The 26,487-nt window shown below is 65.7% G+C and carries 22 protein-coding genes and 1 riboswitch; of the genes, 8 read left to right on the plus strand and 14 right to left on the minus strand.

Annotation, left to right across the window (positions count from 1 at the left end):
• Positions 1 to 320: 320 nt before the first annotated feature.
• The 3 genes from QW887_RS16800 to QW887_RS16810 all read right to left on the minus strand — a co-directional run bounded on the left by QW887_RS16800 (position 321) and on the right by QW887_RS16810 (position 2,078).
• Positions 321 to 560: a DUF6894 family protein gene (locus QW887_RS16800; RefSeq protein WP_012045383.1), complete on the minus strand. Its 240-nt coding sequence runs from the start codon at positions 558 to 560 to the stop codon at positions 321 to 323.
• A 297-nt stretch (positions 561 to 857) separates the two neighbouring features.
• Positions 858 to 980, minus strand: coding sequence for a hypothetical protein (locus tag QW887_RS16805; protein ID WP_316175761.1), 123 nt, complete (start codon positions 978 to 980; stop codon positions 858 to 860).
• 804 nt (positions 981 to 1,784) lie between these two features.
• Entirely contained in the window at positions 1,785 to 2,078 is a 294-nt protein-coding gene (locus QW887_RS16810) for a hypothetical protein (RefSeq protein WP_315753150.1), read from the minus strand.
• Between the two features lie 583 nt (positions 2,079 to 2,661).
• On the opposite strand from QW887_RS16810, the gene recA reads away from it, so the two are divergent.
• A complete protein-coding gene (recA, locus tag QW887_RS16815) occupies positions 2,662 to 3,756 on the plus strand; it encodes a recombinase RecA (RefSeq protein ID WP_315828231.1) in 1,095 nt (364 codons plus the stop codon).
• A 264-nt stretch (positions 3,757 to 4,020) separates the two neighbouring features.
• A complete protein-coding gene (locus tag QW887_RS16820; protein WP_316194708.1) occupies positions 4,021 to 5,133 on the plus strand; it encodes a DUF1835 domain-containing protein in 1,113 nt (370 codons plus the stop codon).
• Here the strand turns inward: QW887_RS16820 and gcvP are convergent.
• The 3 genes from gcvP to gcvT form a co-directional block, all read right to left on the minus strand.
• A complete protein-coding gene (gene gcvP / locus QW887_RS16825) occupies positions 5,112 to 7,985 on the minus strand; it encodes an aminomethyl-transferring glycine dehydrogenase (RefSeq protein WP_316194709.1) in 2,874 nt (957 codons plus the stop codon). The genes QW887_RS16820 and gcvP overlap by 22 nt on opposite strands.
• A 156-nt stretch (positions 7,986 to 8,141) precedes the next feature.
• Positions 8,142 to 8,507, minus strand: a complete 366-nt coding sequence (gene gcvH, locus QW887_RS16830; RefSeq protein ID WP_315804256.1) for a glycine cleavage system protein GcvH — start codon at positions 8,505 to 8,507, stop codon at positions 8,142 to 8,144.
• Positions 8,508 to 8,516: 9 nt separating this feature from the next.
• Positions 8,517 to 9,665 (minus strand): glycine cleavage system aminomethyltransferase GcvT, encoded by a 1,149-nt coding sequence (gcvT, locus tag QW887_RS16835; protein WP_316194710.1) that lies wholly within the window; start codon positions 9,663 to 9,665, stop codon positions 8,517 to 8,519.
• A gap of 145 nt (positions 9,666 to 9,810) precedes the next feature.
• A riboswitch (glycine riboswitch) is annotated at positions 9,811 to 9,921 on the minus strand.
• A gap of 181 nt (positions 9,922 to 10,102) precedes the next feature.
• On the opposite strand from gcvT, the gene alaS reads away from it, so the two are divergent.
• The 3 genes from alaS (at position 10,103) to QW887_RS16850 (ending at position 14,707) form a co-directional block, all read left to right on the plus strand.
• On the plus strand, positions 10,103 to 12,814 hold the full coding sequence (gene alaS, locus QW887_RS16840) for an alanine--tRNA ligase (RefSeq protein ID WP_316175802.1): 2,712 nt from the start codon (positions 10,103 to 10,105) through the stop codon (positions 12,812 to 12,814).
• 2 nt (positions 12,815 to 12,816) lie between these two features.
• Positions 12,817 to 14,046, plus strand: a complete 1,230-nt coding sequence (locus QW887_RS16845; protein ID WP_315753106.1) for a cyclic nucleotide-gated ion channel — start codon at positions 12,817 to 12,819, stop codon at positions 14,044 to 14,046.
• Positions 14,047 to 14,575: 529 nt separating this feature from the next.
• Positions 14,576 to 14,707 carry a hypothetical protein gene (locus tag QW887_RS16850; RefSeq protein ID WP_316175757.1) on the plus strand — a complete coding sequence of 44 codons (132 nt, stop codon included), beginning with the start codon at positions 14,576 to 14,578 and terminating at the stop codon, positions 14,705 to 14,707.
• Positions 14,708 to 14,885: 178 nt separating this feature from the next.
• Here the strand turns inward: QW887_RS16850 and QW887_RS16855 are convergent, their stop codons facing one another.
• Both QW887_RS16855 and QW887_RS16860 read right to left on the minus strand, forming a co-directional pair.
• Positions 14,886 to 15,524 (minus strand): leucine-rich repeat domain-containing protein, encoded by a 639-nt coding sequence (locus QW887_RS16855; RefSeq protein ID WP_316175756.1) that lies wholly within the window; start codon positions 15,522 to 15,524, stop codon positions 14,886 to 14,888.
• Between the two features lie 722 nt (positions 15,525 to 16,246).
• Positions 16,247 to 16,624 (minus strand): tautomerase family protein, encoded by a 378-nt coding sequence (locus QW887_RS16860; RefSeq protein WP_316175887.1) that lies wholly within the window; start codon positions 16,622 to 16,624, stop codon positions 16,247 to 16,249.
• A 97-nt stretch (positions 16,625 to 16,721) separates the two neighbouring features.
• Here QW887_RS16860 and QW887_RS16865 point away from each other — a divergent pair, with 97 nt between their 5' ends.
• The 3 genes from QW887_RS16865 (at position 16,722) to QW887_RS16875 (ending at position 20,757) form a co-directional block, all read left to right on the plus strand.
• Complete coding sequence (locus QW887_RS16865) at positions 16,722 to 17,579, plus strand: LysR family transcriptional regulator (RefSeq protein WP_315716073.1); 858 nt, start codon at positions 16,722 to 16,724, stop codon at positions 17,577 to 17,579.
• A 432-nt stretch (positions 17,580 to 18,011) separates the two neighbouring features.
• Positions 18,012 to 19,361, plus strand: coding sequence for a carbohydrate porin (locus tag QW887_RS16870; protein WP_315828237.1), 1,350 nt, complete (start codon positions 18,012 to 18,014; stop codon positions 19,359 to 19,361).
• Positions 19,362 to 19,557: 196 nt separating this feature from the next.
• Positions 19,558 to 20,757 (plus strand): adenylate/guanylate cyclase domain-containing protein, encoded by a 1,200-nt coding sequence (locus tag QW887_RS16875; RefSeq protein ID WP_315753104.1) that lies wholly within the window; start codon positions 19,558 to 19,560, stop codon positions 20,755 to 20,757.
• A gap of 34 nt (positions 20,758 to 20,791) precedes the next feature.
• Here the strand turns inward: QW887_RS16875 and QW887_RS16880 are convergent, their stop codons facing one another.
• The 6 genes from QW887_RS16880 to QW887_RS16905 form a co-directional block, all read right to left on the minus strand.
• The gene (locus QW887_RS16880) at positions 20,792 to 21,184 is read right to left on the minus strand and encodes a hypothetical protein (RefSeq protein ID WP_315716076.1); all 393 of its coding nucleotides are present in this window, start codon (positions 21,182 to 21,184) and stop codon (positions 20,792 to 20,794) included.
• Complete coding sequence (locus QW887_RS16885; protein WP_315828238.1) at positions 21,169 to 21,486, minus strand: DUF3303 domain-containing protein; 318 nt, start codon at positions 21,484 to 21,486, stop codon at positions 21,169 to 21,171. Before QW887_RS16885 ends, QW887_RS16880 begins: the two co-directional genes overlap by 16 nt.
• Before the next feature lie 38 nt (positions 21,487 to 21,524).
• A complete protein-coding gene (locus QW887_RS16890; RefSeq protein WP_316175889.1) occupies positions 21,525 to 22,103 on the minus strand; it encodes a hypothetical protein in 579 nt (192 codons plus the stop codon).
• Positions 22,104 to 22,212: 109 nt separating this feature from the next.
• Positions 22,213 to 23,877: a caspase family protein gene (locus QW887_RS16895; protein ID WP_316194711.1), complete on the minus strand. Its 1,665-nt coding sequence runs from the start codon at positions 23,875 to 23,877 to the stop codon at positions 22,213 to 22,215.
• 85 nt (positions 23,878 to 23,962) lie between these two features.
• Positions 23,963 to 25,381 carry a TolC family outer membrane protein gene (locus QW887_RS16900; protein WP_315753100.1) on the minus strand — a complete coding sequence of 473 codons (1,419 nt, stop codon included), beginning with the start codon at positions 25,379 to 25,381 and terminating at the stop codon, positions 23,963 to 23,965.
• Positions 25,382 to 25,629: 248 nt separating this feature from the next.
• Positions 25,630 to 26,409 (minus strand): enoyl-CoA hydratase, encoded by a 780-nt coding sequence (locus QW887_RS16905; RefSeq protein ID WP_315716080.1) that lies wholly within the window; start codon positions 26,407 to 26,409, stop codon positions 25,630 to 25,632.
• Between the last annotated feature and the right edge of the window lie 78 nt (positions 26,410 to 26,487).

Below are 26,487 nucleotides of genomic sequence, written 5' to 3' on the forward strand. Positions count from 1 at the left end.
CATTCCTTTTCGCCGAGAAGCTTGCGTGTATCGCGATTGATGAAATGAAGCCGCGTGCAGGCCTTGCAGACCACGGTTTCATAGGAGCACGTGGGATCGCCCGGCTTCGGCTCTTCCAGCCAATGCTGCACGTTCATCCCCGTTCGCGGACATTTGAAGATCAGATTACCCATACAAATTTAAATGTCTGCCAAGATGCAGACAGGCATTTTGATCTCGATCAAGTTCGGCTGCCGAAATGACGCGCAGTCAACCTCGTTGACTACAATCTTGGGTTGCGTCTTTCGCCTGCGACGATCCACAAGAGGTGTGGCGAGCCGTCAGGCCTGATCCAGCGACTCGGCGACGATCCGGATGCGGAAGACCGGCTGCCTTGCCTCGTCGAGCAACTCCATCTGCCATTCGGAGTTTTCGGCGAGCTTGCGCGAGATGCTGCTGGCCATGTCGGCGCAGACGGTGGTCATCTCTTTCCAGGCTGCGTTGCGGTCGGCGCACTCGGTCCCATACTCGGACGCGCCTGAGAAGTGGCCGTTGCGGATACGAAAGAAATAGAGCGGCATTGCCAAAACCGGTGAGCCCTGACCGCCCCAGGCCGCTGGGTTTGATGTACGCACCACAAATGGAAGCGCAAAACCCACTCGGATCAATTCCGGTAAAATACGGTCGGTCGCGCTGTTCGCTTCCGTTAGGCTGATTGCCGTTGGTGATGTGCGGCGCAACCGGACGAATCGCGGGCCAACGAATGAGCCTCGGACCGCTGCGGTCCGAGGCTCGGCGTCAACGTCGTAGCTTCCCAGCGAGGGCAGTTCGGCAGTGACACAATTAAACTAGTGCGAAATCCGTAGGCGTGCCTTGCGTCAGATCAAGGTTGCAATCTCGATCAACCGCCGTGGGACGCGCGCCTGGCTATGGTCGAAGATCCGTTCCGGCACGACTGTCAGTCGGTAGGCGATCTGCGTCGCGCCGTCGACCATCTCCAAGAGTTCATCGCAGGCCGGACAACGCCTCTCTCCCGCGGCGTCTTGCTGCGAGTGAAGCTCGATCCTTTGAAGGCCGGCCCTGCAGGACGGGCACGTCACGTCATTTGTTGTCATCGCCAATATGAAGCGCAACGCACGCGATCCGTTCCCCGACATCACGACAATGACGGAGGGAGATGCATCCCGAGCGGAGCTATCAACGTCGAAAGCCCCGGACGTCGTCCGGGGCTTTCTTTCGGCGCGGATGGTTTCAGGGCCGTGCGCCTACGTGTGACGGAGCCTGCAAGTGCGGGAGCTGGCAGGCTGCAAGGGATCGGTCGACGGCACACCAAAGGCGATACACTAGACGATGTGCGGCGACCATCATCGCAACGAACAAACAAATCCGGGGCTGATCAAAAATCTGCTCAGACGTACGACAACCACGATTCTATAACGCAACCCAAAGTTTATGACAATGGTTTGTGGCTTGAAGATGTCGTGAGCGCCGGCGCGCGTGATGCGGATCACGCGGGTCTTGTCCGGGCCGTTCCTCGGGCCATCCTTGGGCAGGGTCCGACACGGGGGCGTCCGAGGTTCGTCGCTTCATCTGTCGTCCGTCATATGGTGGCCGTCGAGTGCTTGCACGCCACGTGATGCGGAACCTGATGGCCGGCCGCCGCTTGCGCGCGGCTGCGCGTCATCGAAATCGTGCGCCTGCACGCACGACGAGCCGAACAAAAGCAGAAGAGGCGATGGAACTTCGTTCCTCTCAGGAGAACCACGGAATGTGCGATCTACGCACGCGTGTAGGAGTTGGTAGTTTCAAGGAAAAGACCTGACGAGCACGATCGGTCCAACGATTGCGGCGTTGAAGTCGACGAGGTCTTCGCTGGGAATCCAGTACTCGCGATGCTTGCGGCCGCCGGCCTCGCGCACCTCGTAGGTGTCGATGAAGCCTCGCAGGATCGCAAAGCGCAGCACGTGGCCGGCTCCGCTCGCCGGCACGTTCCAGTCCCGTGCGATCTTCACGGCATAGTCCTCGGTCAGCACCGGGTAGAAGATCGGCTGCTCCGGAAGGCGCGGCGGAAACGCACGCATGCCCGACGCCTCGATCAAGGCAAGCTCCTTTGGGCCGACAGGGCGCCACAGCGTGAGGGTCTGTTCGTTGTTGGATCCGGTCATGCTGGTTCCGAAAATTGGAAGCAGTCTGCGAGGCTCACAGAGAAGGACCAGCAGGATGATGGGACACGGCCGAGACGACAATAACAATTTATAGTTGGGTCGGCGTCTGCCGCTGGTGCGGGAGATGAGGTTGGAGCGCTCGGACAGTTTGGTTTTAATCCGCGTGATCGCCGGTCGGCGGCTGCGCCGCTCGCGCGCATGGCTTCCGCCTCCAGCTGGAATCGGGATCCCTTCGCAGTCGCCGTCATCCAGCATCCAGCATGCCGTACTTCGCTTCTGGGCGCGCTGATCGGGCAGCGCTCCCTCGCTGGTGCTCGGTGCACTGCGCGCCGGCCCTCGGCCTTCGAGCGGCAGGCGTGTCTCCCGCGGGTTGTCAGGGGTTTGTGAAAGAGAGGTGTGAATGTCGAGAAGAACATATTGCGAACAAAGAACGGATGGAGTACATTCGCCTCAAGATTGCTGGCCGACCTCGTTAACCGTTTGTCCATCCCGCGAATCCCCGCCATAAGGAGCGCCAATGTCCGCCACCGCCCTGCGTATCGTCGAAGGTTCCTCCATGGATAAGAGTAAGGCGCTCTCCGCTGCGCTGTCCCAGATCGAGCGTCAGTTCGGCAAGGGCTCGGTGATGAAGCTGGGCAAGAACGACCGTTCGATGGATGTCGATACGGTGTCCAGCGGCTCGCTCGGGCTCGACATCGCGCTCGGCATCGGCGGTCTGCCGAAGGGCCGCATCGTCGAGATCTACGGGCCGGAATCCTCGGGCAAGACCACGCTGGCGCTGCACACGGTGGCGGAAGCGCAGAAGAAGGGCGGCATCTGCGCCTTCATCGATGCCGAGCATGCGCTCGATCCGGTGTATGCGCGCAAGCTCGGCGTGAACATCGACGAGCTTCTGATCTCGCAGCCGGATACGGGTGAGCAGGCGCTGGAGATCTGCGACACCCTGGTGCGTTCCGGTGCGGTCGACGTGCTGGTGGTCGACTCCGTGGCGGCGCTGGTGCCGAAGGCCGAACTCGAAGGCGAGATGGGCGAGTCGCTGCCGGGCCTGCAGGCCCGCCTGATGAGCCAGGCTCTGCGCAAGCTGACGGCCTCGATCAACAAGTCCAACACGATGGTGATCTTCATCAACCAGATCCGCATGAAGATCGGTGTGATGTACGGCTCGCCGGAGACCACCACCGGCGGCAATGCGCTGAAGTTCTATGCCTCGGTCCGCCTCGACATCCGCCGCATCGGCGCGATCAAGGAGCGCGACGAGGTGATCGGCAATTCCACCCGTGTGAAGGTGGTGAAGAACAAGCTGGCGCCGCCGTTCAAGCAGGTCGAGTTCGACATCATGTATGGCGAGGGCGTCTCCAAGATGGGCGAGATCCTCGATCTCGGCGTCAAGGCCGGCATCGTCGAGAAGTCCGGCGCCTGGTTCTCCTACGATAGCCAGCGTCTCGGGCAGGGACGTGAGAATTCGAAATCGTTCCTCAAGGCCAATCCGGACATGACCGCCAAGATCGAAGCCGCGATCCGCCAGAACTCCGGCCTGATCGCCGAGCAGATCCTGGCCGGCAACGCCGAGCGCGACGCCGACGCCGACGGCGAGGAGCCGGCGGAGGAGTAGAGGTAAGACGGCAGCGGGTGCCGTGGACGTTGCGTTGCCGACGTTCCGGCGCCCGTTTGCAGATGTGTGGTGTTCTTCCGAAATCTGCGGTTGCTGCATGATCGAATGCAGTGAGCCTGAGGTTCCGAACGCCGGATACGATCTTCAGCGCGAATAGTCGAAAGCGCGTGCGCGGGCGAGCGGACCGGATCCGCGCGGCGGCACCGACATTTCCGACGCCAGCCCTGGGCGCCGGGAGCCGATCGCGAGCGTGTTGATAGCGTCTTGAGCCAATCAGGTCGTGCCGGAGCCAACAGCATGACGCGTTTGATTCTAGCGGCCGATGATCCCAGCGCCGGAGCGCTTCGGAGAGGCGGCTTTGCCGACCTGGTGGTGCCAATTCTCCATCGTTTCGTATGGGGACCGTTGCCATCAGATGCCGAGTTATCGGCTTATCTCGTCCAGCGCACCGCGCGACCGAAGCGCGGGCATTGGTTGGATTTCGCCTCGCGTGGCGACTTCATGGCGGTCGGCGGGCGGAGTCAGAGTTTTCTCGAACTTGTCGACCGTTGCGATAGCGTCGAGCTGTGGATGGGGACCCGTCCGAACGACCAGTTGGTGCTGATCTGGCTCTTGGACTATCTGCGCCATCACGCGGAGATCGCGACGAAGATCGTATTGCGGCATGTCGATGTCCCGCTATCCGATGCCCCGGCCGGGCGACTCGCCGGTCGGGCCATTGCCGGCGTAGAGCTTGCGCGTGAGCATCTCGATTTGGGCCATCTGGCATGGCAGGCGTTTCGGGCGCCCACGCCGCAAGCCTGGTTCGATCTGTTGAAGCAGGATCTCAGTGCACTGCCGCAGCTTCGCCGCTGCGTGCAGGAGATGCTCGATGAGCTTCCTGGTGTTGCGACGGGCCTGGGAGCATCGGAGCTGAGAATCCTCGAATTGCTGTCAGCCGGCTATCAGCACCCATTCGACCTGTTGCCGCATCATCGGGATCGCTTTCAACGCCGCGTCTATGACTATTGGGAGGGAGGCGCGTTGCTCGACGGTCTGGCACTGGCGCCGGCGCCGGCAATTTCGGGCCTCGCCGAACGGCCGTTCTCGGTCGAGATGCACGACAGCCGTGAACGCCTCGAGCGCTACAAGGCGAGCACGCTGTCGCTGACGCCGCTCGGCAAGGCGATCCTGGCCGGCGAGGAGGATTTCAGCAGCCATAATCCGATCCGGCGCTGGTGGGGCGGCACCGAATTGATCAACGCCAATCTCTGGCGTTGGCATGCGGTGCTCATCGCTCCGGATCCCGGCACGCCTCACGTCATTGATTGTCGCGAGCCGTGGCGCCCGATCCACTGGAACATGCGTGAGGAGGCTTACTCCGCCGCCTGGGCGTAGTCCGCCACCGGCGGGCATGAGCACACCAGATTGCGGTCGCCGTAGACGTTGTCGACGCGGCCGACCGGACACCAGTACTTGTCGGTGCGCGAGGTGCCCGCGGGGAAGCAGCCCTCGCTGCGCCGGTAGGCCCTGTTCCAATCGTCGTCGGCGATGTCGTGCACCGTGTGCGGCGCGTGGCGCAGCGGCGAGGCCTCGATTCCGAAGCGGCCCTGTTCGACCTCGGCGATCTCCTTCCGGATCGCGATCATGGCGTCGCAGAAGCGGTCGAGCTCCGCCTTGGACTCCGATTCCGTCGGCTCGATCATCAAGGTGCCCGCCACCGGGAAGCTCATGGTCGGCGCGTGGAAGCCGTAGTCGATCAGCCGCTTGGCGATGTCGTCGACGGTGACGCCGCTGCTCTGCTTGAGCGGCCGCGGGTCGATGATGCATTCATGCGCGACGCGGCCGCGCTCGTTGCGGTAGAGCACCGGAAAATGCGCATCGAGCCGCGCCGCGACGTAGTTGGCGTTGAGGATCGCAATCTCGGTGGCGCGGGTCAGGCCGTCGCCGCCCATCAGCAGCATGTAGATGTAGGAGATGGTCAGGATCGAGGCCGAGCCGTAGGGGGCGGCCGAGACCGGCCCGATCGGATGCGCGCTCGCGCCGTCGGTCGCGGGGTGACCGGGCAGGAAGGGCGCCAGATGCGCCTTCACGCCGATCGGGCCCATGCCCGGGCCGCCGCCGCCATGCGGAATGCAGAAGGTCTTGTGCAGGTTGAAATGGCTGACATCGGCGCCGTAATCGCCGGGTCTGGAGAGGCCGACCTGCGCATTGAGGTTGGCGCCGTCGAGATAGACCTGTCCGCCGTGGGCATGGACGATGTCGCAGATGTCGCGGATGTGCTCCTCGAACACGCCATGCGTCGAGGGATAGGTGATCATGATGGCGGCGAGCTTGGCGCTATGCGCTTCCGCCTTGGCCTTGAGATCGGCCAGATCGACATTGCCGCCTGCATCGCAGCCGACCACGACCACCTCCATGCCGGCCATGTGCGCGGAGGCCGGGTTGGTGCCGTGGGCGGAGGAAGGAATCAGGCAGATGGTGCGATGGCCCTCGCCGCGGGCGGCGTAGTAGCCGCGGATCGCCAGGAGGCCGGCATATTCGCCCTGCGCGCCCGAGTTCGGCTGCAGCGACACCGCGTCATAGCCGGAGATCCGGCACAACCAGTCGGTCAGATCGGCGAACATCGTATGATAGCCGGCGGCCTGCGCGCGCGGCACGAACGGGTGCAGGCTGGCGAATTCCGGCCACGTCAGTGGAATCATCTCGGTCGTCGCGTTCAGCTTCATCGTGCAGGAGCCGAGCGGAATCATCGCGCGATCGAGCGCGAGGTCGCGGTCCGCGAGCTTGCGCAGATAGCGCAGCATCTCGGTCTCGGAGCGATGCGCGTGGAACACCGGATGGGTCAGGAACGGCCGCTGCCGCTTGAGCTCGGCCGGCAGAGCCTCGCGCGCTTCCGCCTCGATCGTCGTGTAGGAGAGCTCGCCGCCGAAAGCGCGCCAGACGGCTTCGACGACATCGGCCGTCGTGGTCTCATCGAGCGCCATCCGCAGCCTGCTGCCGTCGCGCCCGAGATTGATCCGCTCGCCTTCCGCGCGGGCGATGATCGACTCGGACTTGGCGCCGGCCTCGACGGTGACCGTGTCGAAGAAGGTCTCGCTTTCCGGCGCAAAGCCGAGCTTGCGCAGCCCTGCAGCCAGCACCGCGGTCCGCCGATGCGCGGTGCGGGCGATCGCCTTCAGCCCGTCCGGGCCATGATAGACCGCGTACATCGCGGCAATCACCGCCAGCAGCACCTGCGCCGTGCAGATGTTCGAGGTCGCCTTCTCGCGGCGGATGTGCTGCTCGCGGGTCTGCAGCGCCAGCCGATAGGCGGGAGCCCCGCGTGAATCGACGGACAGGCCGACGATGCGGCCGGGCAGCGACCGCTTCAGCGCATCGCGCACCGCCATGTAGGCCGCATGCGGTCCGCCATAGCCCATCGGCACGCCGAAGCGCTGCGCCGAGCCGATCGCGATGTCGGCGCCGAGTTCCCCCGGCGAGGCAATCACGGTCACCGCCAGCAGGTCGGCGGCGAGGATGGCGAGCGCGCCCTTGTCATGCAGCTTGGCAATCGCGGCGCGCGGATCGCGCAGCGCGCCCGTCGTATCCGGATATTGCAGCAGGCCGCCGAACACCTCGGTGCCGTCCAGATCCTCGGCGGGGTCGCCGACGATCAGCTGCCAGCCGAGCGGCTCCGCGCGGGTGCGCAGCACCGCCAGCGTCTGCGGATGCACGTTCCGATCGACGAAGAATGCCTTGGTCTTCGCCCGCGCCGAACGCTCGGCCAGAGCCATCGCTTCCGCCGCCGCCGTGGCCTCGTCGAGCAGCGAGGCGTTGGCGACGTCGAGCCCGGTGAGATCGCAGATCATGGTCTGGAAGTTGAATAGCGCCTCCAGCCGGCCCTGGCTGATCTCCGGCTGATAGGGTGTGTAGGCCGTGTACCAAGCCGGGTTCTCCAGGATGTTGCGCTGGATCACCGCCGGCATGAGCGTGCCGGAATAGCCTTGGCCGATCAGCGAGGTGAAGACCTGATTCCGCGCGGCGAGTGCGCGCATGTGTGACAACGCTTCGGGCTCGCTCAGCGCCGGCTCCAGGGTGAGCGGCGCCGTCTGCCGGATCGTGCCGGGCAGCGTCTGCGCCATCAGTTCCGACACGCTCTTGGCGCCCACGGTCTCCAGCATCGCCGCGACGTCGCGCGGCGAGGGGCCGATATGGCGGCGGGCGAAGCTGGTGGCGGCATCATCGAGCGGCTTGAGCGGCGTGGTCATGAGGGCCTCGCTGGAAGATCCAAAGTTGGTGTCATCGTCCGCGAAAGCGGACGATCCAGTACGCCGAGGCGTCTCTGTTCGACCGCTGCCGCTGGTGATTACTGGATGCCCCGCCTGCGCGGGGCATGACGCAGGTTGTGGTGGCCCGGCGGGCCATCACGCCGTATGCGCCTTGTAGGCGGCCTCATCCATCAGGCCGCCGAGCTCGGCCCGGTCGGCGATCTTGAGCTTGAAGAACCAGGCCTTGCCGCCGGCGTCGGTGTTGACGAGCGCAGGCTCGTCGACGATCGCCTGGTTGACCTCGACCACCTCGCCGGTGATCGGCGCGTAGACGTCGGAAGCGGCCTTGACCGATTCGACCACCGCGGCGGCTTCCGACTTCTTCAGCGCGCGGCCGACCTGCGGCAGCTCCACGAACACGACGTCGCCGAGCTGGGCCTGCGCATAGTCGGTGATGCCAATGGTGGCTGTGTCGCCATCGATGCTGAGCCATTCATGGTCGGAGGTGTAGAGCGTGGTCATGGACGTCCTTCAGCGCTTGTAGGTGTTGGGAACGAAGGGCATGGCGGCGACGCGCAGCGGCAGGCGTTGGCCGCGCACATCGGCGAACAACAGGGTGTCGAGCGCGGAGAGAGTGGTCGGCACGTAACCCATCGCGACCGGAGCATTCAGCGTCGGGCCGAAGCCACCAGAGGTGACCTGGCCGACCGGCTCGGCTGAATCGGCCGACGCGAACAGCGCAGCTCCCTCGCGCACCGGCGCGCGGCCCTCGGGCCTCAGGCCGACGCGGCGGCGTGTCGCACCGCCATCGAACTGGGCAAGGATCTTGTCAGCGCCCGGGAAGCCGCCGGCGCGCGCGCCGCCGCTGCGGCGGACCTTCTGCACCGACCACTCCAGAGCGGCCTCGACCGGGGTCGTCGCCGTGTCGATGTCGTGGCCATAGAGACAGAGCCCAGCCTCGAGCCGCAGGCTGTCGCGGGCGCCCAGCCCGATCGGCAGCACGTCCTTGTCCGACAGCAGCGCTTCGGCGAGCTGCTCGGCCTTGTCGGCGGGAACGGAGATCTCGTAGCCGTCCTCGCCGGTGTAGCCGGAGCGCGAGACGTAGCAGGCGAGCCCGTCGACCGTGCGCGGGCCGGAATCCATGAAACGCATGCCCTCGGCATCAGCGCAGAATTTCGCCAGCACGCTCGCGGCCTTCGGCCCCTGCAACGCCAGGAGTGCCCGGTCGGTCAGCGGCTGCACCTCGCAGACGTCGGACAGCCCGTCGCGCAGCAGCTCGATGTCGGCGTCCTTGCAGGCGGCGTTGACCACCAGCACCAGGTGCTCGCCGAAATTCGCCACCATCAGGTCATCGAGAATGCCGCCCTCGGCATTGGTGAACTGGGCATAGCGCTGCCGGCCTGCCGGGATGCCGATGACGTCCTGCGGCACCAGCCGCTCCAGCGCCGCTGCGGCGTCGGCGACTTTGCCGGATTTCGGCACCAGCGCGACCTGGCCCATGTGGGAGACGTCGAACAGGCCAGCCGCGCTGCGGGTATGGAGGTGTTCCTTGAGCACGCCGGGCGCGTACTGCACCGGCATCTCATAGCCCGCGAAGGGCACCATCTTGCCGCCAAGGCTGACATGCAGCGCATGGAGCGGCGTTCGCTTCAAAAAAGGGGGGGCAGCCGGTTCAGCCATCGATCAGGGGTCCTCGCGCGGTTCCTCGGGACCAGTCCCGAAAAACGCCACCGAAGCCCCATCTGTCGCTGTGCCTGAGAGTATTATCCCGTCGGCGGACGCGTCCCGGTCAAAACCGGACAAGCGTCTCTTTCCAGATGCAGTATCAGTCGCGAGGGTCCTTTTGCCTGAGAGTTTCCGGGGCGGTTGCTCCTTCGGCGCCGACCCTTGACGTTCAACCAGAACCTCAAAGGCCAGTCTCTCCCGACGCGACTGTCGTCTATGTCCGGGACCAAACACCAGCCCGCGCAAGCTGTCAACGCGTCACGGCGGCTTTCAACCAGCTTTAGGAGCCGTGCAGCAAGCCCATGATGTTTCTGCACAGTTTCTGGACACGCGAAGTCGCCTTGTCTAAAAGCATTGCCGCCGAATTCCCGGACTTCTTCGATTGGATTGCTATGAGCGGCGTCAACGAGATCAGGTCGACCTTCCTCAATTTCTTCGCTGCGAACGGCCATGAGATCGTGCCGTCCTCGCCGCTCGTGCCGCGCAACGACCCGACCCTGATGTTCACGAACGCCGGCATGGTGCAGTTCAAGAACGTCTTCACCGGCGTCGAGAAGCGGCCCTACAACCGCGCCACCACGTCGCAGAAATGCGTGCGCGCCGGCGGCAAGCACAACGATCTCGACAATGTCGGCTACACCGCCCGGCACCACACCTTCTTCGAGATGCTCGGCAACTTCTCCTTCGGTGACTATTTCAAGGAGAACGCCATCGAGCTCGCCTGGAAGCTCGTCACCAAGGAGTTCGGCCTCCCGAAGGACAAGCTGACCGCCACGGTCTACATCGACGACGACGAGGCGTTCGGGCTCTGGAAGAAGATCGCCGGCCTGCCGGAATCGCGCATCATCCGCATCGCCGGCTCGGACAATTTCTGGCAGATGGGCGACACCGGCCCGTGCGGCCCGTGCTCGGAGATCTTCTACGACCACGGCGACAAGATCTGGGGCGGCCCGCCCGGCTCGCCGGAGGCCGATGGCGATCGTTTCATCGAGATCTGGAACCTCGTCTTCATGCAGTACGAGCAGCTCGAGGGCGGGGTCCGCAACCCCCTGCCGAAGCCGTCGATCGATACCGGCGCGGGCCTGGAGCGCGTCGCCGCCGTGCTGCAGGGCAAGCACGACAATTACGACATCGACCTGTTCGTCGCGCTGATCCGCGCCATCGCCGATCTCACCAATGCCGATCCGCAGGGACCGCAGAAGGCGTCGCTCCGCGTCATCGCCGACCATTTGCGCGCCTCGTCGTTCCTGATCTCGGACGGCGTGCTGCCGTCCAACGAAGGCCGCGGCTACGTGCTGCGCCGGATCATGCGTCGCGCGATGCGCCACGCCCAGCTGCTCGGCGCCCGTGAGCCGCTGATGCACAAGCTCGTCGGCACGCTCTCGCGCGAGATGGGCCAGGCCTATCCGGAGCTGATCCGCGCCGAGGCGCTGATCAAGGAGACGCTGCGGCTCGAAGAGACCCGCTTCCGCAAGACGCTGGAGCGCGGGCTGGCCATCCTCGACGAAAAGTCGGCCTCGCTCTCGAAGGGCGACATGTTCGACGGCGACGTCGCCTTCACCCTGTACGACACCTACGGCTTTCCGCTCGATCTCACCCAGGACGCGCTGAAGTCGCGCGGCATCAGCGTCGACCAGGCCTCCTTCACCGATGCCATGGACCGCCAGCGGGCCAAGGCGCGCGCGGCGTGGGCCGGAAGCGGCGAGGCGGCGACCGAGACCGTCTGGTTCCCGCTGCGCGAGAAGCTCGGGGCCACTGAGTTCCTCGGCTATGAGACCGAGACCGCCGAAGGCGCGGTCACCGCGCTGGTCAAGAACGGTGCCGAGGTCGACAGCCTCAAGGCCGGCGAGAGCGGCGTCATCGTCCTGAACCAGACCCCGTTCTACGGCGAGTCCGGCGGCCAGGTCGGCGACACCGGCCTCATGACCGGCGACGGCGTCCGCGTGCGCATCACCGACACCCAGAAGAAGGCTGGCGACCTGTTCGCGCACATCGGCACCGTGGAGCAGGGCACGCTCAAGCTCGGCGCGGCGCTGCAGCTCGACGTCGACCACACCAGGCGCTCGGCGATCCGCGCCAACCACTCGGCGACCCACATCCTGCACGAGGCGCTGCGCCAGGTGCTCGGCGACCACATCGCCCAGCGCGGCTCGCTGGTCTCTCCGGACCGCCTGCGCTTCGACTTCGTCCATCCGAAGCCGATCACCCCGGATGAGCTCGCCCGCGTCGAGGACATCGCCAACGACGTCGTGCTCGAGAATGCCGAGGTCACGACCCGCCTGATGGGGCTCGACGATGCCCGCGAGGCCGGCGCCCGCGCGCTGTTCGGCGAGAAATATGGCGACGAGGTCCGCGTCGTCTCGATGGGCAACGCCGCGCGTGATCACGGCAATAACGCCATGGGCTGGTCGGTCGAGCTGTGCGGCGGCACCCATGTCAGGCGCACCGGCGACATCGGCCTGATCGCGGTCACCTCGGAGAGTGCGGTGGCGTCCGGTGTCCGCCGCATCGAGGCGCTGACGGCGCGCGGCGCCCGTGCGCATGCCAACCACAACCTCTCGCTCGCCAAGGCGGCGGCGGCCGAGCTGCGCACCACGGTCGAGGACGTGCCGGCGCGCATCACCGCGCTGATGGAGGAGCGCAAGAAGCTCGAGCGCGAGCTGTCGGACGCGCGCAAGAAGCTCGCGATGGGTGGCGGGGTCAGCGGTGTCATGTCAGCAGGGGAAGCTGCCGATAGCATGGAGGGGCGAGGCCGCACAGGTCCGACTCTGATCGGAGACATCAAGTTTTTCCGGCGCGTGGTCACCGGCATCGAGATGAAGGATCTGAAATCGCTGGCCGACGACGCCAAGAAGCAGCTCGGCTCCGGCGTGGTCGCGCTTGTCGCGACCTCGGAGGACGGCAAGGCCGGGGTCGTGGTCGGCGTCACCGCCGATCTCACTTCGCGTTTCAATGCGGTCGACCTCGTGCGGGCTGCGTCCGAGGCGCTCGGCGGCAAGGGCGGCGGCGGCCGTCCCGACATGGCCCAGGCCGGCGGTCCCGACGGCTCCAAGGCGGAGGCTGCGCTGGCCGCGATCGAGAGCGCGATCAGCAAGGCAGGCTGACCGTGCCGACGCTCGGGCCGGGCGAGAGCGTTCGCGATCCCGATCTGCGCGACCGGCTGTACGAGCTGCTCGAGCACGACCATCTGCCGAGCACGCACGGCTCGCGCGTCGTCCAGTTCATCGTGCTCGTCATCACGCTCGACGTGCTGGCGGTGGTGCTGGCCTCCGACCCGGACATCGCGGCCGCCATTGGCGGATTGCTGCGAGCGATCAAGGTCTGTTCGCTGATCGTGTTTGCCGCGGAGTATGTCGCTCGGCTCTGGAGCGTGGCGGGGCACATGCCGCGGCGCCAGTCGCCGCACCGGGAGCGGCTCGCCTACGCCTTGTCAGCGCTCGGCCTGATCGATCTCCTGTCCTTCGTGCCGGCGGCGATTGCGCTCGTGCTCGGCGACCGCAGCCTGGAAGCGGTGTGCATCGTGCTGCCGTTCCTCAAGCTGGTGCGCTATTCGCCGGCGCTGCGCTCGCTGCTGTCGGCGGTGCAGGCCGAGCGGCGCATCCTGATCGGCTGCCTCGTCATCCTGGCCGGCGCGGTGCTGCTGTTCGCCTCGCTGCTCTATGCGGTCGAGCGCGACGTCCAGCCCGACAAGTTCGGCACCATCCCGCATGCGATGTGGTGGGCGATCGTGACGCTCGGCACGGTCGGCTATGGCGACGTCGTGCCGGTGACGCCGCTCGGCCGCATCATCACGGTGTTCGCGATCATCTGGGGCTTCGCCATGATCGCGCTGCCGGTCGCGATCATCTCCACCGCGTTCGCCGAGGAGATCAAGCGGCGCGACTTCGTTGTCACCTGGGGCATGCTGGCGCGGGTGCCGCTGTTCTCGCATCTTTCGGCGTCCGAAATCGCCGACATCATGCGGCTGCTGCGCGCGCGCACGATCGAATCCGGCGAGGTGCTGGTGCGGCGCGGCGATGCCGCCTCCTCGATGTATTTCATCACTGCCGGCGAGGTCGAGATCGAGCTGCCGACGCAATGCGTCAAGCTCGCCGACGGCACGTTCTTCGGCGAGATCGCGCTGCTGCACCGGACCAAGCGCTCGGGCACCGTGACGGCGACGCGCAAGACCCGGCTGCTGGTGCTCGACGCGCAGGATTTCCACGCGCTCATCGCGCGCATGCCGGCGCTGGCCGCGCATGTCCGGACCATCGCCAAGGCGCGCATGGCCGATTCCGGCGACCTCGCCCTCGCCGAGCTGTCGCAGGCCGAGCACGACGACCAGACGGACGGGTAGGGGCGGCGCGCGGATTCCGTACGTCGTTGGCGAAGGCAGGCGCAGAGCAGGCGCGCGTCTCATTCCATCTTCCAACGAGTCAAACAGCCGGGCGCGCGCACCATCCCGCGGCGCGATTGCACCCAGGAGATGCGGAAGACGTCCGCCCTCGATAGTGATGAGGGCGCAGGGAATGCCGGGTGAGGGCCTCACCCATGGCCCGCCTGCTGAAAAAATGCAGGCGGCAGGTACCACAGGCAAAGCCGGTTCATCCGGCATTCCCTGCGCGGCGGTTTTAACGCTTATACGCGATCTCCTCGGTGCACCGGGCTTGTTGGCCACCGTGCGCGACGACGCGCGTCTCGCTCGCCGCCGCGGGGACACCAGCTTCGGGGTGTCAGGACCACGCGACTTCACGTCCGCGAGCGCATCGTTCGTCCGCGCATGAAGCGCGCTGATGCCCTCACGTCCACCGCATTGCCGGCCCAACGTTTCGTGACGACGCGTACGCCCCTCATCCGGACCGGAACAAGGGGAGAATAGGCATGACTTGCTGATTTTCGGAAGTTATTTATTTTTGCGCGAAGCTCTTGAAACGGGCGATGGCGTTGAGGCTGCTGATGAAATGCGCCGTTCCGGCGAAGGCCGATTTGGGGTGGCCGAGACCAATTTCGTTGCATGAACGGCCGGGACGCTGCTCGTCGGGCAAATCAACGACGACAGGTCACGACCGAATTTGGCCCGATCGCTCCGACTCGCCCGGCGCAGCAAGTCGGCGGCCGTCTGCGGCACAATGGCCCTGGCGCTCAAACGTTCGAGACGGCGGCTTGTGACCGTTGCGGACGTTGCAAACGCAAGCGTTACAGGTAAATCGCGCAACCTCGCTCCTTGAGCTCAGCGAACCAGTCCGGGTGGGAAATCGTCGTCACCCAGCGCAGATCGAGCTTTTCGAGGCGTGGAAGCTTGAGCAGCGCTTCCGGCAATGCGGCGACAGGGTTCCCTCTCAAGTCGATCTGCCGCAGCTCCACCATTGAACCGATCTCTTCCGGCAAATGGGTCAAGCTGTTGTTCCTGAGATGCAGCTCACGCAGCCGCGTCAGCTTGGAAATGGTCGTCGGCAGAGTCGTCAGGCGGTTGTCGGTCACGCGAAGTTCGAGAAGTCCCGACATCTCGGTAACCGCGTCGGGCAGCCTCTCGAATTCGTTTGCACGGATGTTGAGGTAGCGCAGCCGGGTAAGTCGCCCCAACGACGGCGGAAGCTCTTTCAGCGCGTTGTCATGCAAGTACAGGAAGTCGCTCAGGCCGACGAGTTCGCCTAGCGCAGCCGGAATCTGCCGCAACAGGTTATGGCCCAGGTCCAGCGTTCTCAGGGCGCGCAGCTCGCCGACCCTGTCCGAGAGCTCCACCAGGCGATTGTCGGCCAGCACGAGCGATTGCAGGTTCGTCCGATCCCAGACATGATCCGGCACGGCGCCGAGCGCCTGTTTCCACAAGGACAAGTGCAAGTCCGACGCGTTCCTCACGGCCGGATCATGCCTCGACTTCACCCGGAGACCAAGGGCGCTTCTGGCCCGTCTCGGGCCTTTCGGTCCGCGGCGGAAGTTTACGCTATCAGGGTGCAACTGGAAGTAAGCTGGCAGTGACGCCACAAGGCAGTTTTTTTCTCCGAAGCTGGCTGACCCTCGGCTGACGCGTAACTGGTGTTTACACACTTAAACCGCACAACTGCCGATGCAATTCTGATGGGCTGGATGTCATGGGGATCGATGCCTTGAGAACGGCAATTGCATTGCTGCTTGTTGCCGCTGCGCTGTTAGTATCAGCACGGGCTGAGAACGACAGACTGCGTCAAGTGGTCTCTAACCTCAAAGCCTGCGTCCGCACGTATGCACCGACGGCCAAAGCCGCTGGGGTTGAGACAGGAGGCGACGCCGTCAATTTCTTGATCGAGACATGCAGCCCACCGCCCAGTCATCTTGCGCCAGAGAAGGTAGGCGCGATCCCTCCTGGTCTGCTTCGGGGCGCCGTTCGCGATGAGTGGAATGCCTTCATTCAAGATGCGCAGCCTCGCTAGGACGTACGATGCGCTCTCTCCTTGTCATTGCGAGCGCAGCGAAGCAATCCAAACTGTCTCTCCGAAGGATTCTGGATTGTGTCGCTGCGCTCGCAATGACGCGCACAGACATCGTGCTTCCAGGCGAGCCGCCCGCCACCGATCGCCTCACGCAAATTGCGCGAGGCCGTGGCCGACCGACCAGTTCTCCTTGGCGGCATCGAGGATGGTCACGAACAGGTCGTCCGGCCGGATGCCGGGGCTGTCCCCGAGCAGGTCGGCGATGCGTCGGAACAGCGCCTTCTTCTGCTCCGGGGTGCGGGTGTTGAAGACGGTGATCTGGATGTAGACGAGATCGTCGCTGCGGTTGACGCCGAAGGCGTTGCCATAGCGGAAGTTTGCTGGATCGTGCTCGGTGATGGTCATGAACTGATCGTCCTCAGGCACGTCGAGCGCCTCGCGCATCGCCCGGTAGAGGCTGTCGAAGATCGCCTGCCGGTAGGCCTCCGGCTTGCCCGCGCGCAGCGAGATGTGAAGCAGCGGCATCCCTGGTCCTTTCATCCGTGATGTCGGCTGAGAGGTTAGATGCGGCGGTGCGGTTCGGGTATGCTGGGGATCGAGATATCAGTCATAATGGCTGGAAATGACCGAACATCCGCTCGACCTGGACGAGGTCCAGGCCTTCGTCCGCATCGCCGAGCTCGGCAGCTTCACCCGCGCCGCCGAGGCGATGCAGACGACCCAGGCCGCGATCAGCCTGAAGCTGCGGCGGCTCGAGAACCGGCTGGGGTGCCGGCTGATCGAGCGCACGCCGCGTCATGTGCAGCTCTCGGAGCGAGGCAGGGTCTTCCTCGATCCTGCCCGTCAGCTGCTGGCAGCGCACGACCGCGCGCTCGCGGTGTTCGCCGGTGTGCGGCAGCGTCTGATCATCGGCATCAGCGACCATGTCGCCGGGCCAGAGCTGCCGGCGCTGATCGCGCGCATGAACGACCATGATCCGCATCTCGTGGTCGAGATCCGCATTGGATCGTCGGCCGACCTGCTGCAGAGCTACGACCGGCGCGAGCTCGAGGCGGTGATCGTCCGCCTGCATGCCGGACGCAGCGATGGCGACCTCGTGGCCGAGGAGAAGTTCGGCTGGTTCGCTGGCCCGGATTGGGAGCCGCGCGCGGGCGAGCCGTTGCCGGTCGCGACCATGGCCGAGCCGTGCGGCGTGCGCGCGATGGCTGCGCAGCATCTCGATGCGGCCGGCGTGTCCTGGGCCGAAATCTTCGTCGGCGGCGGCGTTGCAGCGGTTGTCGCGGCCGTCACGGCCGGGCTCGGCGTTGCCGCACTCGCGCCGCGCATGCTGCCATCGGGCGCGGTCGATGTCGGCGCAAGGCTCGGATTGCCGGAGCTGCCCCGGCTGCCGGTCGTGCTGCACACGCGGGTCAGGGACGGCCGAGCGCGCGCGGCGCTCGATGCCCTCGTGGCGGCCTTCCGAAGCGCGGTGCGGGCGTGATGCATGCGACGCGTGCCGCGGCGCAGGTGATGGAGCCTGGAGCTGAGATGAACTCCGAACGCTATTTCGGCGGCCGGATTGATGTCCTGCTCGCGGATGGATCGCGCGTGCCCGCGCGCAGATCTGATCGCTCTTGGAATTGGCTCTTCAGGAGTCGCCGGGTGGAATTGACGTAAGCCTTATTCCGCAATGCGGCATGTGACGCTCATGTCACAGTTACGGTTATACCGACTCCCAAATATAATATGACTATTCAAAGGCGCCTCGGCGCTTGCTAGGATTGCCATCCAATCTCAGGTTGACGAAATCGCCCCTCGAATGGGCGGCGGCCGGGGATTGAGCCGTGGGGAAGCGCGTGCCGGGACGGAGGCTCTGGGCCGGGCGCGACAGAACAACATCCAGAGCCTGGGGACGCTGCGAGGAGCAGGAAAAATGAGTGGGTTTGCGACGACCGCGCGCATGTGCGGCGTAGGGGTTGCTTTGTCTTGTTTGTTGGGTGGCGGTGGTGCGGTCGCGGCCGATCTGCCGATGAAGGCGCCGCCGATTCCCTATGCGGGTGTCGATGATTTCTGGACGCGGCCGTATCTGTTCGGCGATCTCGGCCGGACCAGGCTGAAGGAGCAGGGCATCTCGCTCGCGCTCACGCTCGGCGACGAAGCCGTCACCAATCTGTCGGGTGGCTCGCGCAACACCGCGGCCAATGCCGGGCAATTGTGGTTCGAGGCCAAGTTCGACATGGCCAAGCTCGCCGGCATCCAGGGCGGCATGATCGGCGTGACGCTGGTCGATCGCTTCGGCAAGAATCTCAACAGCGAGGCCGGCATTCCGGCGCTGCAGCTGACCAACGAGGTGTTCGGCCGCGGCAACATCCTGCGCCTCACCGAGTTCTACTATCAGCAGAAGCTGTTCGACGACCGCCTCGTGCTCAAGGGCGGCCGGCTGCCGGTCGGCTCCGACTTCTTCTTCGGCCAGTGCGAGTTCATCAACCTGACCTTCTGCGGCGGCCAGCCGGGCAACATCCAGGGCGGCTACATCTACAACTGGCCGGTGAGCCAGTGGGCCGGCGTCGTGCACTACAACTTCACCAAGGAATGGAAGCTGTCGGTCGGCGTCTACGACGCCAATCCGAACTATCTGACGACGTCGGACGCGGGCGTCTATCTCGCGCCGGGCATTCCGCGCTCGAATCCGGCCGCAGGCGTCTTGGTGCCGGTCGAGGTGGTGTATGAACCGAGCGGTCCGCTCAACGGCACCTGGCGCGTCGGCGGCTGGTATGACAGCGCCTCGACCATCGACGGCGGTCTGCCCGGCATCACCGGCGTGTATGCCGGCGGCCCCGGCGTCGGCGATCAGAACCTCAGCAGCCAGCGCGGCCGCTACGGCTTCTACGAATCGATCCTGCAGCGGTTGACGGTCGAGGGTCCCAAGGCGCAGGGCTGGTACACCTTCCTCAACACCAGCGTCGCCGATCACCGCACCGCGTATCAGGACTACCAGATCTCCTGGGGCGTCAAGCACACCGGCACCTTCTCGTTCCGTCCCGACGACGAGGTCGGCTTCGCGGTCGGCACCACGCATGTCAACTCGGCGGCGCTGACGCCGAATGCGGGCGGCAACGAGGTGCCGATCGAGGCCTGGTATGGCTGGCAGGCGACCGGCTGGATGAACCTGAAGTTCGACGCCCAGTATGTCATCAATCCGGGCGGGCGGGGCTTCAATGGCGCCGGTGTCAAAACCGGCAATGCGGTGGTTCTCGGCCTGCGGACGGTGGTGCACTTCTGATCCTGTGATGTGAGCCGATGGGGCGGGTGTGCAGCATCCGCCCCATCGCGCGAGGCGCGCCCGGCTCACCGAACCGATGAGGAGCCGGCGCATCCTGCCCATCCGGGTGGGCCGCGATGCGATGACGTCGATTGACTCTTTCGCATTGCGGCACGACATCTCCTGGACCGCGACGCCGAGCCGCCAGGAGATCGCCATGACCGCAACAGACGTCCATCTCGCCCCTGGCCAGCGCCTGGGCGACGAGGTCGTGGACTGGCTCACCAACGGCACCCGCGACGAGCGCTTCATCGACAACATCTTCGCGCAGATGTGCATCCGGCTGCAGCGCGCCGGCATTCCGCTCAAGCGCGCCTCGCTGCACGTTCAGATCAACCATCCGCAATGGCTCGGCGCCCGGATGCTGTGGAGCGACGGCATGCAAGGGGCCGAGATCGCCCGCATCGACTACGACGTCCGCGAGCGGTCCGAATTCATCGGCAGCCCCGGCGCCGAAATCTACGGCGGTGCCGAGGAGATTCGCGAAGATCTGGCGCGCGATCCCAGGCTCGGCCGTCAGCATGCGATCTATGACGAGATGCGGGCGCAGGGCCTGACCGACTACGTCGCCTGGCCGATGTATCACACGCTCGGCAAGCGGCATTTCGTGACGTTCGCGACCGATCGCCACGGTGGCTTCGACCAGGCCGACATCGACGCGCTGCAGCGGCTGCTGCCGGTGCTGGCGCTGGTGAGCGAGATTCGCATCAAGAACCGCCTGGCGCGGACGTTGCTGGAGACCTATGTCGGGCCGCATGCGGCCGAGATGGTCCTGGCGGGAGCGACGCGGCGCGGCAGCGGCACGACGGTGCGCGCGGCGATCATGATCTGCGACCTCAGAGACTTCACCAGGATCTCCGACAACTGGCCGCGCGACGATGTCATCGATCTGCTCAACGGCTATTTCGACGCGATGGTGGAACCGATCACGCAGCACGGCGGCGAGATCCTGAAGTTCATCGGCGACGGCCTGCTCGCGATCTTTCCGCTCACCGAGCCCGCAGCCTGTGCCAACCTGCTGCATGCCGTGACTGGCGCCAGGCAGGCGATGGCGGAGCTGAACGCACGCAACGCCGAGAGCGGCCGGGCGCCGCTCCGCTACGGCATCGGCATCCATGTCGGTGACGTGATGTACGGCAACATCGGCTCGCAGACACGTCTGGATTTCACGGTGATCGGACCCGCGGTCAACATGGCCTCGCGCATGGAGGCGCTGACCAAGCAGGTCGGCCGTCCCGTGCTGATGTCGCGTGCGTTTGCCGAGCTCGTCGAGGGCCCGTTCGCGCTGGAGCGCGTCGGCGAATTTCCGGTACGCGGCTTCAGCGACCCGATCGAGCTGTTTTCGTTCGAGGGGTAGCGAATTCGGGCAGGGCCGTGTCGATCGACTGAGCCTAGCCCAGCCGGGGCGGGTGCCAGAAAACAACATCCGGCGCGAACAAGACGATTGCGATGGCGATGGGCCCTCCGGCAACCAAGATCATGATGATCGCCCGCGACGACAGTCTTTGGGCATGCGGAAGGAAGGTCAGTGCGCGGATCGCTGCTCCGGTCAAGAAGCCTGCTCTCGCAATCGGCAGCAGCGGAATGGCGAGCAGATCGTTGAGTGTACAGGTGCTGTGACAACGATCCGACGCTGGCGACCACCAATGCCGTATCCCGTCGAACGCAGTCAGCAGCACGACGATCAGCGTCGCCACGAGCAACGCCCGCCACGACGGCATTAGAACAGCGATCGCGTAGGAGACGATGCATGCGGCGAGCACCTGCGTCAGGATGTCGAGCATCGTCCGCCCGCGAGTGGATTCTCATCCAAAAAGGGCGCCACCACCTCGCGCGTCTCCGCGCTGGTCACCACCGGCACGATCTCGAAGGTCATGCCGGTGTCGCGGGCGTTGGCGAGAACCCATTGCTGCAGCAGGCGGGCGTCGTCGCATTCCATCAGCTGGAAGCAGCGGTCGAAGTTCGGCTCGATCCAGCTGCCGAGATATTTGAGCCCTTCGGGAAACGTGATGCCGGGATCGCGCACGCGGCGGTAGACCGGAATCGGATCGCGGTCCTTGAAACGTTCGATCACCATGAACAGCATGTGTCCCTTCCTTGTGCCTGCCGCGTCCGGCCGAGCGGTCAATCGAGATATAGCTCCCATGCTGCCGCACTCCGCCGATAGAGCGCTGATGAGATGGGGTGGTCGGCATTGCGCGCTCGCTCGATGAGCTGACGCAGTTCCTCCAGACCGTACGGATTCGCAGCGTCGCAGAACGCGAGGATGTCGCGACATGGGGCGGCTGCGATGAAGCCGTTTGGGGCGAGAGCAGCCAGCCCTTCGTCCCAGAACGTATCAATCAGCAAGGCGGATGCCTCGAAATCGCCGCCGCACAGGACCGCGAAGCAGTTTCCGAAAGCTTCGATCCGGAGCGATCGCCGTTCGAACAGGGCCAACAGGTTCGCAACGCCCAGGCGGTGCAGCTCGGCTTGTGTAAGATCAGCGCGGGCCAGATGCCCGTTCTGAACGTATTGGTAGCGATCAGCCGCGTCGACGAGGTAGGCAGCCATCAGCCCATTGTTCAGATCGGTCAGAACCGGCGAGTCCTCAAGAGAAAGCTCGATCTTCGCCGGATCCGATTCGTCCTTCGGAAGCGCGCGCTTCAGATAGGCGAGCGCCTGATTGCAAAACTCTCGCTCCCGTTGAGACATGTCGACCACCGTTCATCCGGGCAGCGTAAGCTCGGGCGAGACGCAGGGCAATCCGCGGCTGCGCGACGTGCGGCGGCTCGATCCGGCAACTGCCGGTTTGGTGATTGCCTGACGCGGCTCACCGCCGCCCGGCCATCATCCGGCCGATGCAATTGTTGAACGACATCGTGTTGCCGCCGGCGCCGTTGCGGCCGTATTCCCAATGGCCGGTGGCGGGATTGCAGCGGCCGCCGATCTCGATCGCGCAGCGCTGGCTGATGCTGGTGCAGCGGCCGCCGCCGCTGACGCGCTTCGGCTCCGGCTCGGAGCGCGCCGCCACCGGTGGCTCCTTCTTGCGCGCCGGCTCGTCGTGCCTGAGCGCCTCGTCCGGCTTCTTCGCGATCGGCTCGTCCTTGCGCCTCACGCAATCGCCATCCCCGTCGCGCGCCTGACCGGCGGGGCAGGCGATGGCGACGCAGCTCTCGCCGTCGGCGCGCTGGCCTTTGGGGCAGAGCAGCGGGCAGACACGGGCCGTCTTCGCCTTGACGGCGTCGAGCGCGTCGAGGCTGGCGAGCTTGGTATCGAACCGGGTGCCGGCCTGCTTGTTGAAGCGCTCCAGCGCCCGGCGCGCGTTGATGTCCCAGGTGCCGTCGCTGTCGGCGGTGCTGCAGCCGATGCGCCGCAGCTCGCCGGCAAGCTCGCGTGCCAGGTTCGGCGGCGCGACCTTGTCCGCGGGCGGCGGCAACGTCGCGACCATCGCGGGCTTGGCTGGCTCGGACGCCGCGGGCGGCTTGTCCGCCCGTTGCCCTGACGCTTCGGGCGGGCTGCGCGTGACGTCGGTCGTGGCGGGCGCGGCGACGTTGGCTGCCGCCGGCGCGAGCTTGGCGCGCTGCGCCCTGGCGAGCGCGGCGTAGAATCCGCTTGGATACTTCTCGATGAAGGCATCGAACGCCGCCTCGCTGCCGATGCGCTCGGCGAGCTCGTAGTCGCGCCGCATCGCTGCGTCGGAATCGGCCGCCGCGCTCGGAGCTTGCACGACCGGCACCAGCGCCACGTCGTTGCCGCCGAGCGATCCGTAGACATAGGGCTCCTGGCGATAGCCGGTCGCCTTCAGTACGTCGTCGCGGACGAAGCCGAACGCGCGGCGCAGATCGAGGCCGGGCTTTGGCAGATGCGCCACCAGCGCCGTTGCGAACGGGCTGTTGCTGGCGTCGCCGTCGGCGGCGGTCGACCCGGCCTTGGCCGAGAATGCGATCATCGTGTTCGGGCTCGATGGCTCGACCTTGGCGAGGCCGCGTCCGATGCTGCGCGAGGCGACGCTGCGCTTCATCGTCTTGGCGAACGGATTGTCGCGGCAGGCGTCGAGCACGACGAGGCGCAACTGCTTGGCCGGCTCGATCGCGAACAGCACGCGCTCCAGCGCGATCGCCTCGTCGAGAACGTCGCTGTCCGCCTCCAGCGCGGCATCGGTCGGGATCAGATAGTTGGTGCCGTCGAGCTCGATGCCGTGGCCGGCGTAGTAGATCACCGCGACCTCGGCCTCGCGCGCCCGCGCCCCGAACTCGCGCAAGGCCCGGCGCATCTCCTGCACGCCGAGATCGAGCCTGACGTCGACGCGCTCGAAGCCGGCGTTGCGGAACATGTCGCCGACGAGCTTCGCATCGTTGGCCGGGTTCGATAGCCTGGCGACAGTCTTGTAGGCGGAGTTGCCGATGATCAGCGCGACGCGCTTGTCCGCCAGCGCGGCGGTGCTGCCTGAACTGATGAGAACGAGAACAAGCAACAGGTAACGCAATGCCGTCATGACAGCCCCGGAGTCGGTCGTGCCTCAGACTATCCGGCAATATCGGCAAAGCAAGGTCGTCGGCCTTGAGCGATGACCGCTCGCACTACTGTCCGGAGGGCGTGCGCAGGCCGTGCCAGGCGTCGCGCACCTGGTGGTAGTGCACCTCGGGCAGATAGTCCGGCGTATTCAGATTGAGGTTCTTGACGTCGAGCCGGCCGATCGCGCTGAGCAGCGTATAGGAGGCGATGACGCGGTCGCGCTGCGCGCCGATCAGCCGTGCCTTGGCCTGGATCAGATCGGCCTGCGAGTTGAGCACGTCGACGGTGGTGCGCTGGCCGCCCTGGGCCTCGCGCGACACGCCTTGCAGCGCGATGGTGGCGGCCTTCACCTCGGCCTCGGAGGCGCTGACGGCGACCTTGGCACCCTCGTTGGCAACCCAGGCGCTGACCACCGCAGTTCGCGCCTGGTTGCGGACCTGGTCGAGCACGAGGCGGCTCTGCGCCGCGAGCTCCTTGCTCTGGCGGGTCTGCGACGCCGCCGTGCCGCCGTCATAGATCGGCGCGGTGATGCTGCCGACGATCGAGGCCTGGTCGGTGCCGAAGGTACCCAGCGTCTGATCCGAATCGCGGCTGCGGCTGACACCGCCCTGCAGGGTCACGCTCGGCAGCAGCGCGCCCTCGGCGACCTTGATCGAGGTCGAGGCCACGTCGACGTCGAAGCTCGCCGCAGCCACGGCCGGATTTTCCTTGTTGCCGAGCGCAATCGCGTCCTCGCGGCTGCGCGGCAGCAGGCGATCGATCGGGTCGGCCGCGCGAAGCTGGCCCGGCGCCATGCCGATGACCTGGGCATAGGTCGCCTGGCTGATGGCGAGGTTGACCTCGGCGGCGTTGAGATCGGACAGCCCGCGCGACAGCCGCGCCTCGGCCTGCGAGGCGTCGGTCGGCGTGACGTCGCCGGCATTGAGACGGCGCTGCGTGACCGAGAGCGTCTCGCGCAGGAAGGCGACGTTGGAGCGCTGTGCCTCGACCAGCGACTGGTTGGCGAGCACATTGGTGTAGGCGGTGACGGCGTCGAGCAGCACGCCCTGGCCGACATTGCGCAGCGCCTCGCGGCCCGACTGCACCTGCAGCTCGGCCATGCGGACGCTGTTGGCGGTCCGGAAGCCGTTGAACAGCGTCTGCGTAACGGTGACGCCGATGGTCCAGGGCTTCAATGTCGCGGTCTGGATCGTGTTGTTGGGCAGCAGATTGCGCACCGCCTGCAGGCCGGCGCCGAGGCTCGCGATCAGTTGCGGACGATAGCCGGCGAGCGCCTGCGGCACGTTCTCGTCGGTGGCGCGCTGGCGCGCGCGCTCCGCATTCAGCGCCGGATTGGTCTGATAGGCTTTCGCGAGCGCGGCGGCGAGATCCTCGGCGCGCGCAGGCGAGCACACGACGACAAGGCTGCCCGCGAGGGTCAGGCCGAGGCCGATCCTTCGCACACGCATCTTGCCGACGCCAAATTCTTTGGCTCGACCCACCATCCGACTCCGCCGCGTCTCACTGTCTTAACCAGTTGTTTACCTGTTTAGGGCGGATGGCGGCCACACACAAACCGCCGATGTGGAATCCGGCGGGCTTTTCCATGGTTTGTTGTGGCGTGCTCGCCACAGGCCGTTTGTCGCAGTGCTGCGTCCCGGCGCGCGAATACGCGCTTGGTAAGCGGGTGAGGTGCACCCGGCGAGATGAGAGGCAGATCGATTCGTTCAGCTGCGAGTGACCCGCAGCAATCTCAGCGGTTCTTGTTCACCGGCTTGCGCTTCTCGATGAACGCAGCCATGCCCTCGGCGCGGTCTTCCAGCGCGAAGGTGGCGTGGAACAGGTTGCGCTCGACATTCATGCCTTCGGACAGCGGGGTCTCGAAGGCGCGGTTGACGGCCTCCTTGGCCATCGCCGCTGCCGGGCGCGACATCGATGCGATCTTCTCGGCCGCAGCCATCACCTCATCCATCAGCCTGTCGGCCGGCACGATGCGGCTGACGAGGCCGGAGCGTTCGGCCTCGGCCGCATCCATCATGCGGCCGGTGAGGCAGAGGTCCATCGCCTTGGCCTTGCCGATCGCGCGCGTCAGGCGCTGGGTGCCGCCGATGCCCGGAATGGTGCCGAGCGTGATCTCGGGCTGGCCGAATTTCGCGGTGTCGGCAGCGATGATGAAGTCGCACATCATCGCGAGCTCGCAGCCGCCGCCGAGCGCGTAGCCGGCGACCGCCGCAATCGTCGGCTTGCGGCAGCGCGCGACGCGGTCGCCGCCGATCGCGGTGAAGTCGCTCGAGAACATGTCGATGAAGCTCTTGGGCTGCATCTCCTTGATGTCGGCGCCCGCGGCGAACGCCTTCTCGCTGCCGGTGATCACGATGCAGCCGATGGCGTCGTCGGCCTCGAGGTCATCCACGGCGGCGGCGATCTCGCGGAAGACGCCGAACGACAGCGCGTTGAGCATCTTCGGCCGGTTCAGGGTGATGATTCCGACCGCGCCTTTGCCTTCGACGATGATGTGCTCGTAAACGCTCATGATCCCACCCCGAGAAATCAAAACAGCGGGCAATGTGCCCGCTGGATCGATGCGCATCAAGTAGGTGCGGCGCCGCGC

Origin of the sequence: Bradyrhizobium sp. SZCCHNRI3052 (assembly GCF_032484895.1) — a bacterium.
Taxonomy (GTDB): Bacteria; Pseudomonadota; Alphaproteobacteria; order Rhizobiales; family Xanthobacteraceae; genus Bradyrhizobium.

Coding starts and splice junctions, on each gene's coding strand:
- gcvP (WP_316194709.1), bottom strand. CDS start 7,985: ATGACCACGCCGCTCAAGCCGCTCGATGATGCCGCCACCAGCTTCGCC.
- QW887_RS16880 (WP_315716076.1), bottom strand. CDS start 21,184: ATGCTCGACATCCTGACGCAGGTGCTCGCCGCATGCATCGTCTCCTAC.
- recA (WP_315828231.1), top strand. CDS start 2,662: ATGTCCGCCACCGCCCTGCGTATCGTCGAAGGTTCCTCCATGGATAAG.
- alaS (WP_316175802.1), top strand. CDS start 10,103: ATGAGCGGCGTCAACGAGATCAGGTCGACCTTCCTCAATTTCTTCGCT.
- QW887_RS16895 (WP_316194711.1), bottom strand. CDS start 23,877: ATGACGGCATTGCGTTACCTGTTGCTTGTTCTCGTTCTCATCAGTTCA.
- QW887_RS16870 (WP_315828237.1), top strand. CDS start 18,012: ATGAGTGGGTTTGCGACGACCGCGCGCATGTGCGGCGTAGGGGTTGCT.
- gcvH (WP_315804256.1), bottom strand. CDS start 8,507: ATGACCACGCTCTACACCTCCGACCATGAATGGCTCAGCATCGATGGC.
- QW887_RS16905 (WP_315716080.1), bottom strand. CDS start 26,409: ATGAGCGTTTACGAGCACATCATCGTCGAAGGCAAAGGCGCGGTCGGA.
- QW887_RS16885 (WP_315828238.1), bottom strand. CDS start 21,486: ATGCTGTTCATGGTGATCGAACGTTTCAAGGACCGCGATCCGATTCCG.
- QW887_RS16900 (WP_315753100.1), bottom strand. CDS start 25,381: ATGGTGGGTCGAGCCAAAGAATTTGGCGTCGGCAAGATGCGTGTGCGA.
- gcvT (WP_316194710.1), bottom strand. CDS start 9,665: ATGGCTGAACCGGCTGCCCCCCCTTTTTTGAAGCGAACGCCGCTCCAT.
- QW887_RS16875 (WP_315753104.1), top strand. CDS start 19,558: ATGACCGCAACAGACGTCCATCTCGCCCCTGGCCAGCGCCTGGGCGAC.
- QW887_RS16865 (WP_315716073.1), top strand. CDS start 16,722: ATGACCGAACATCCGCTCGACCTGGACGAGGTCCAGGCCTTCGTCCGC.
- QW887_RS16800 (WP_012045383.1), bottom strand. CDS start 560: ATGCCGCTCTATTTCTTTCGTATCCGCAACGGCCACTTCTCAGGCGCG.
- QW887_RS16860 (WP_316175887.1), bottom strand. CDS start 16,624: ATGCCGCTGCTTCACATCTCGCTGCGCGCGGGCAAGCCGGAGGCCTAC.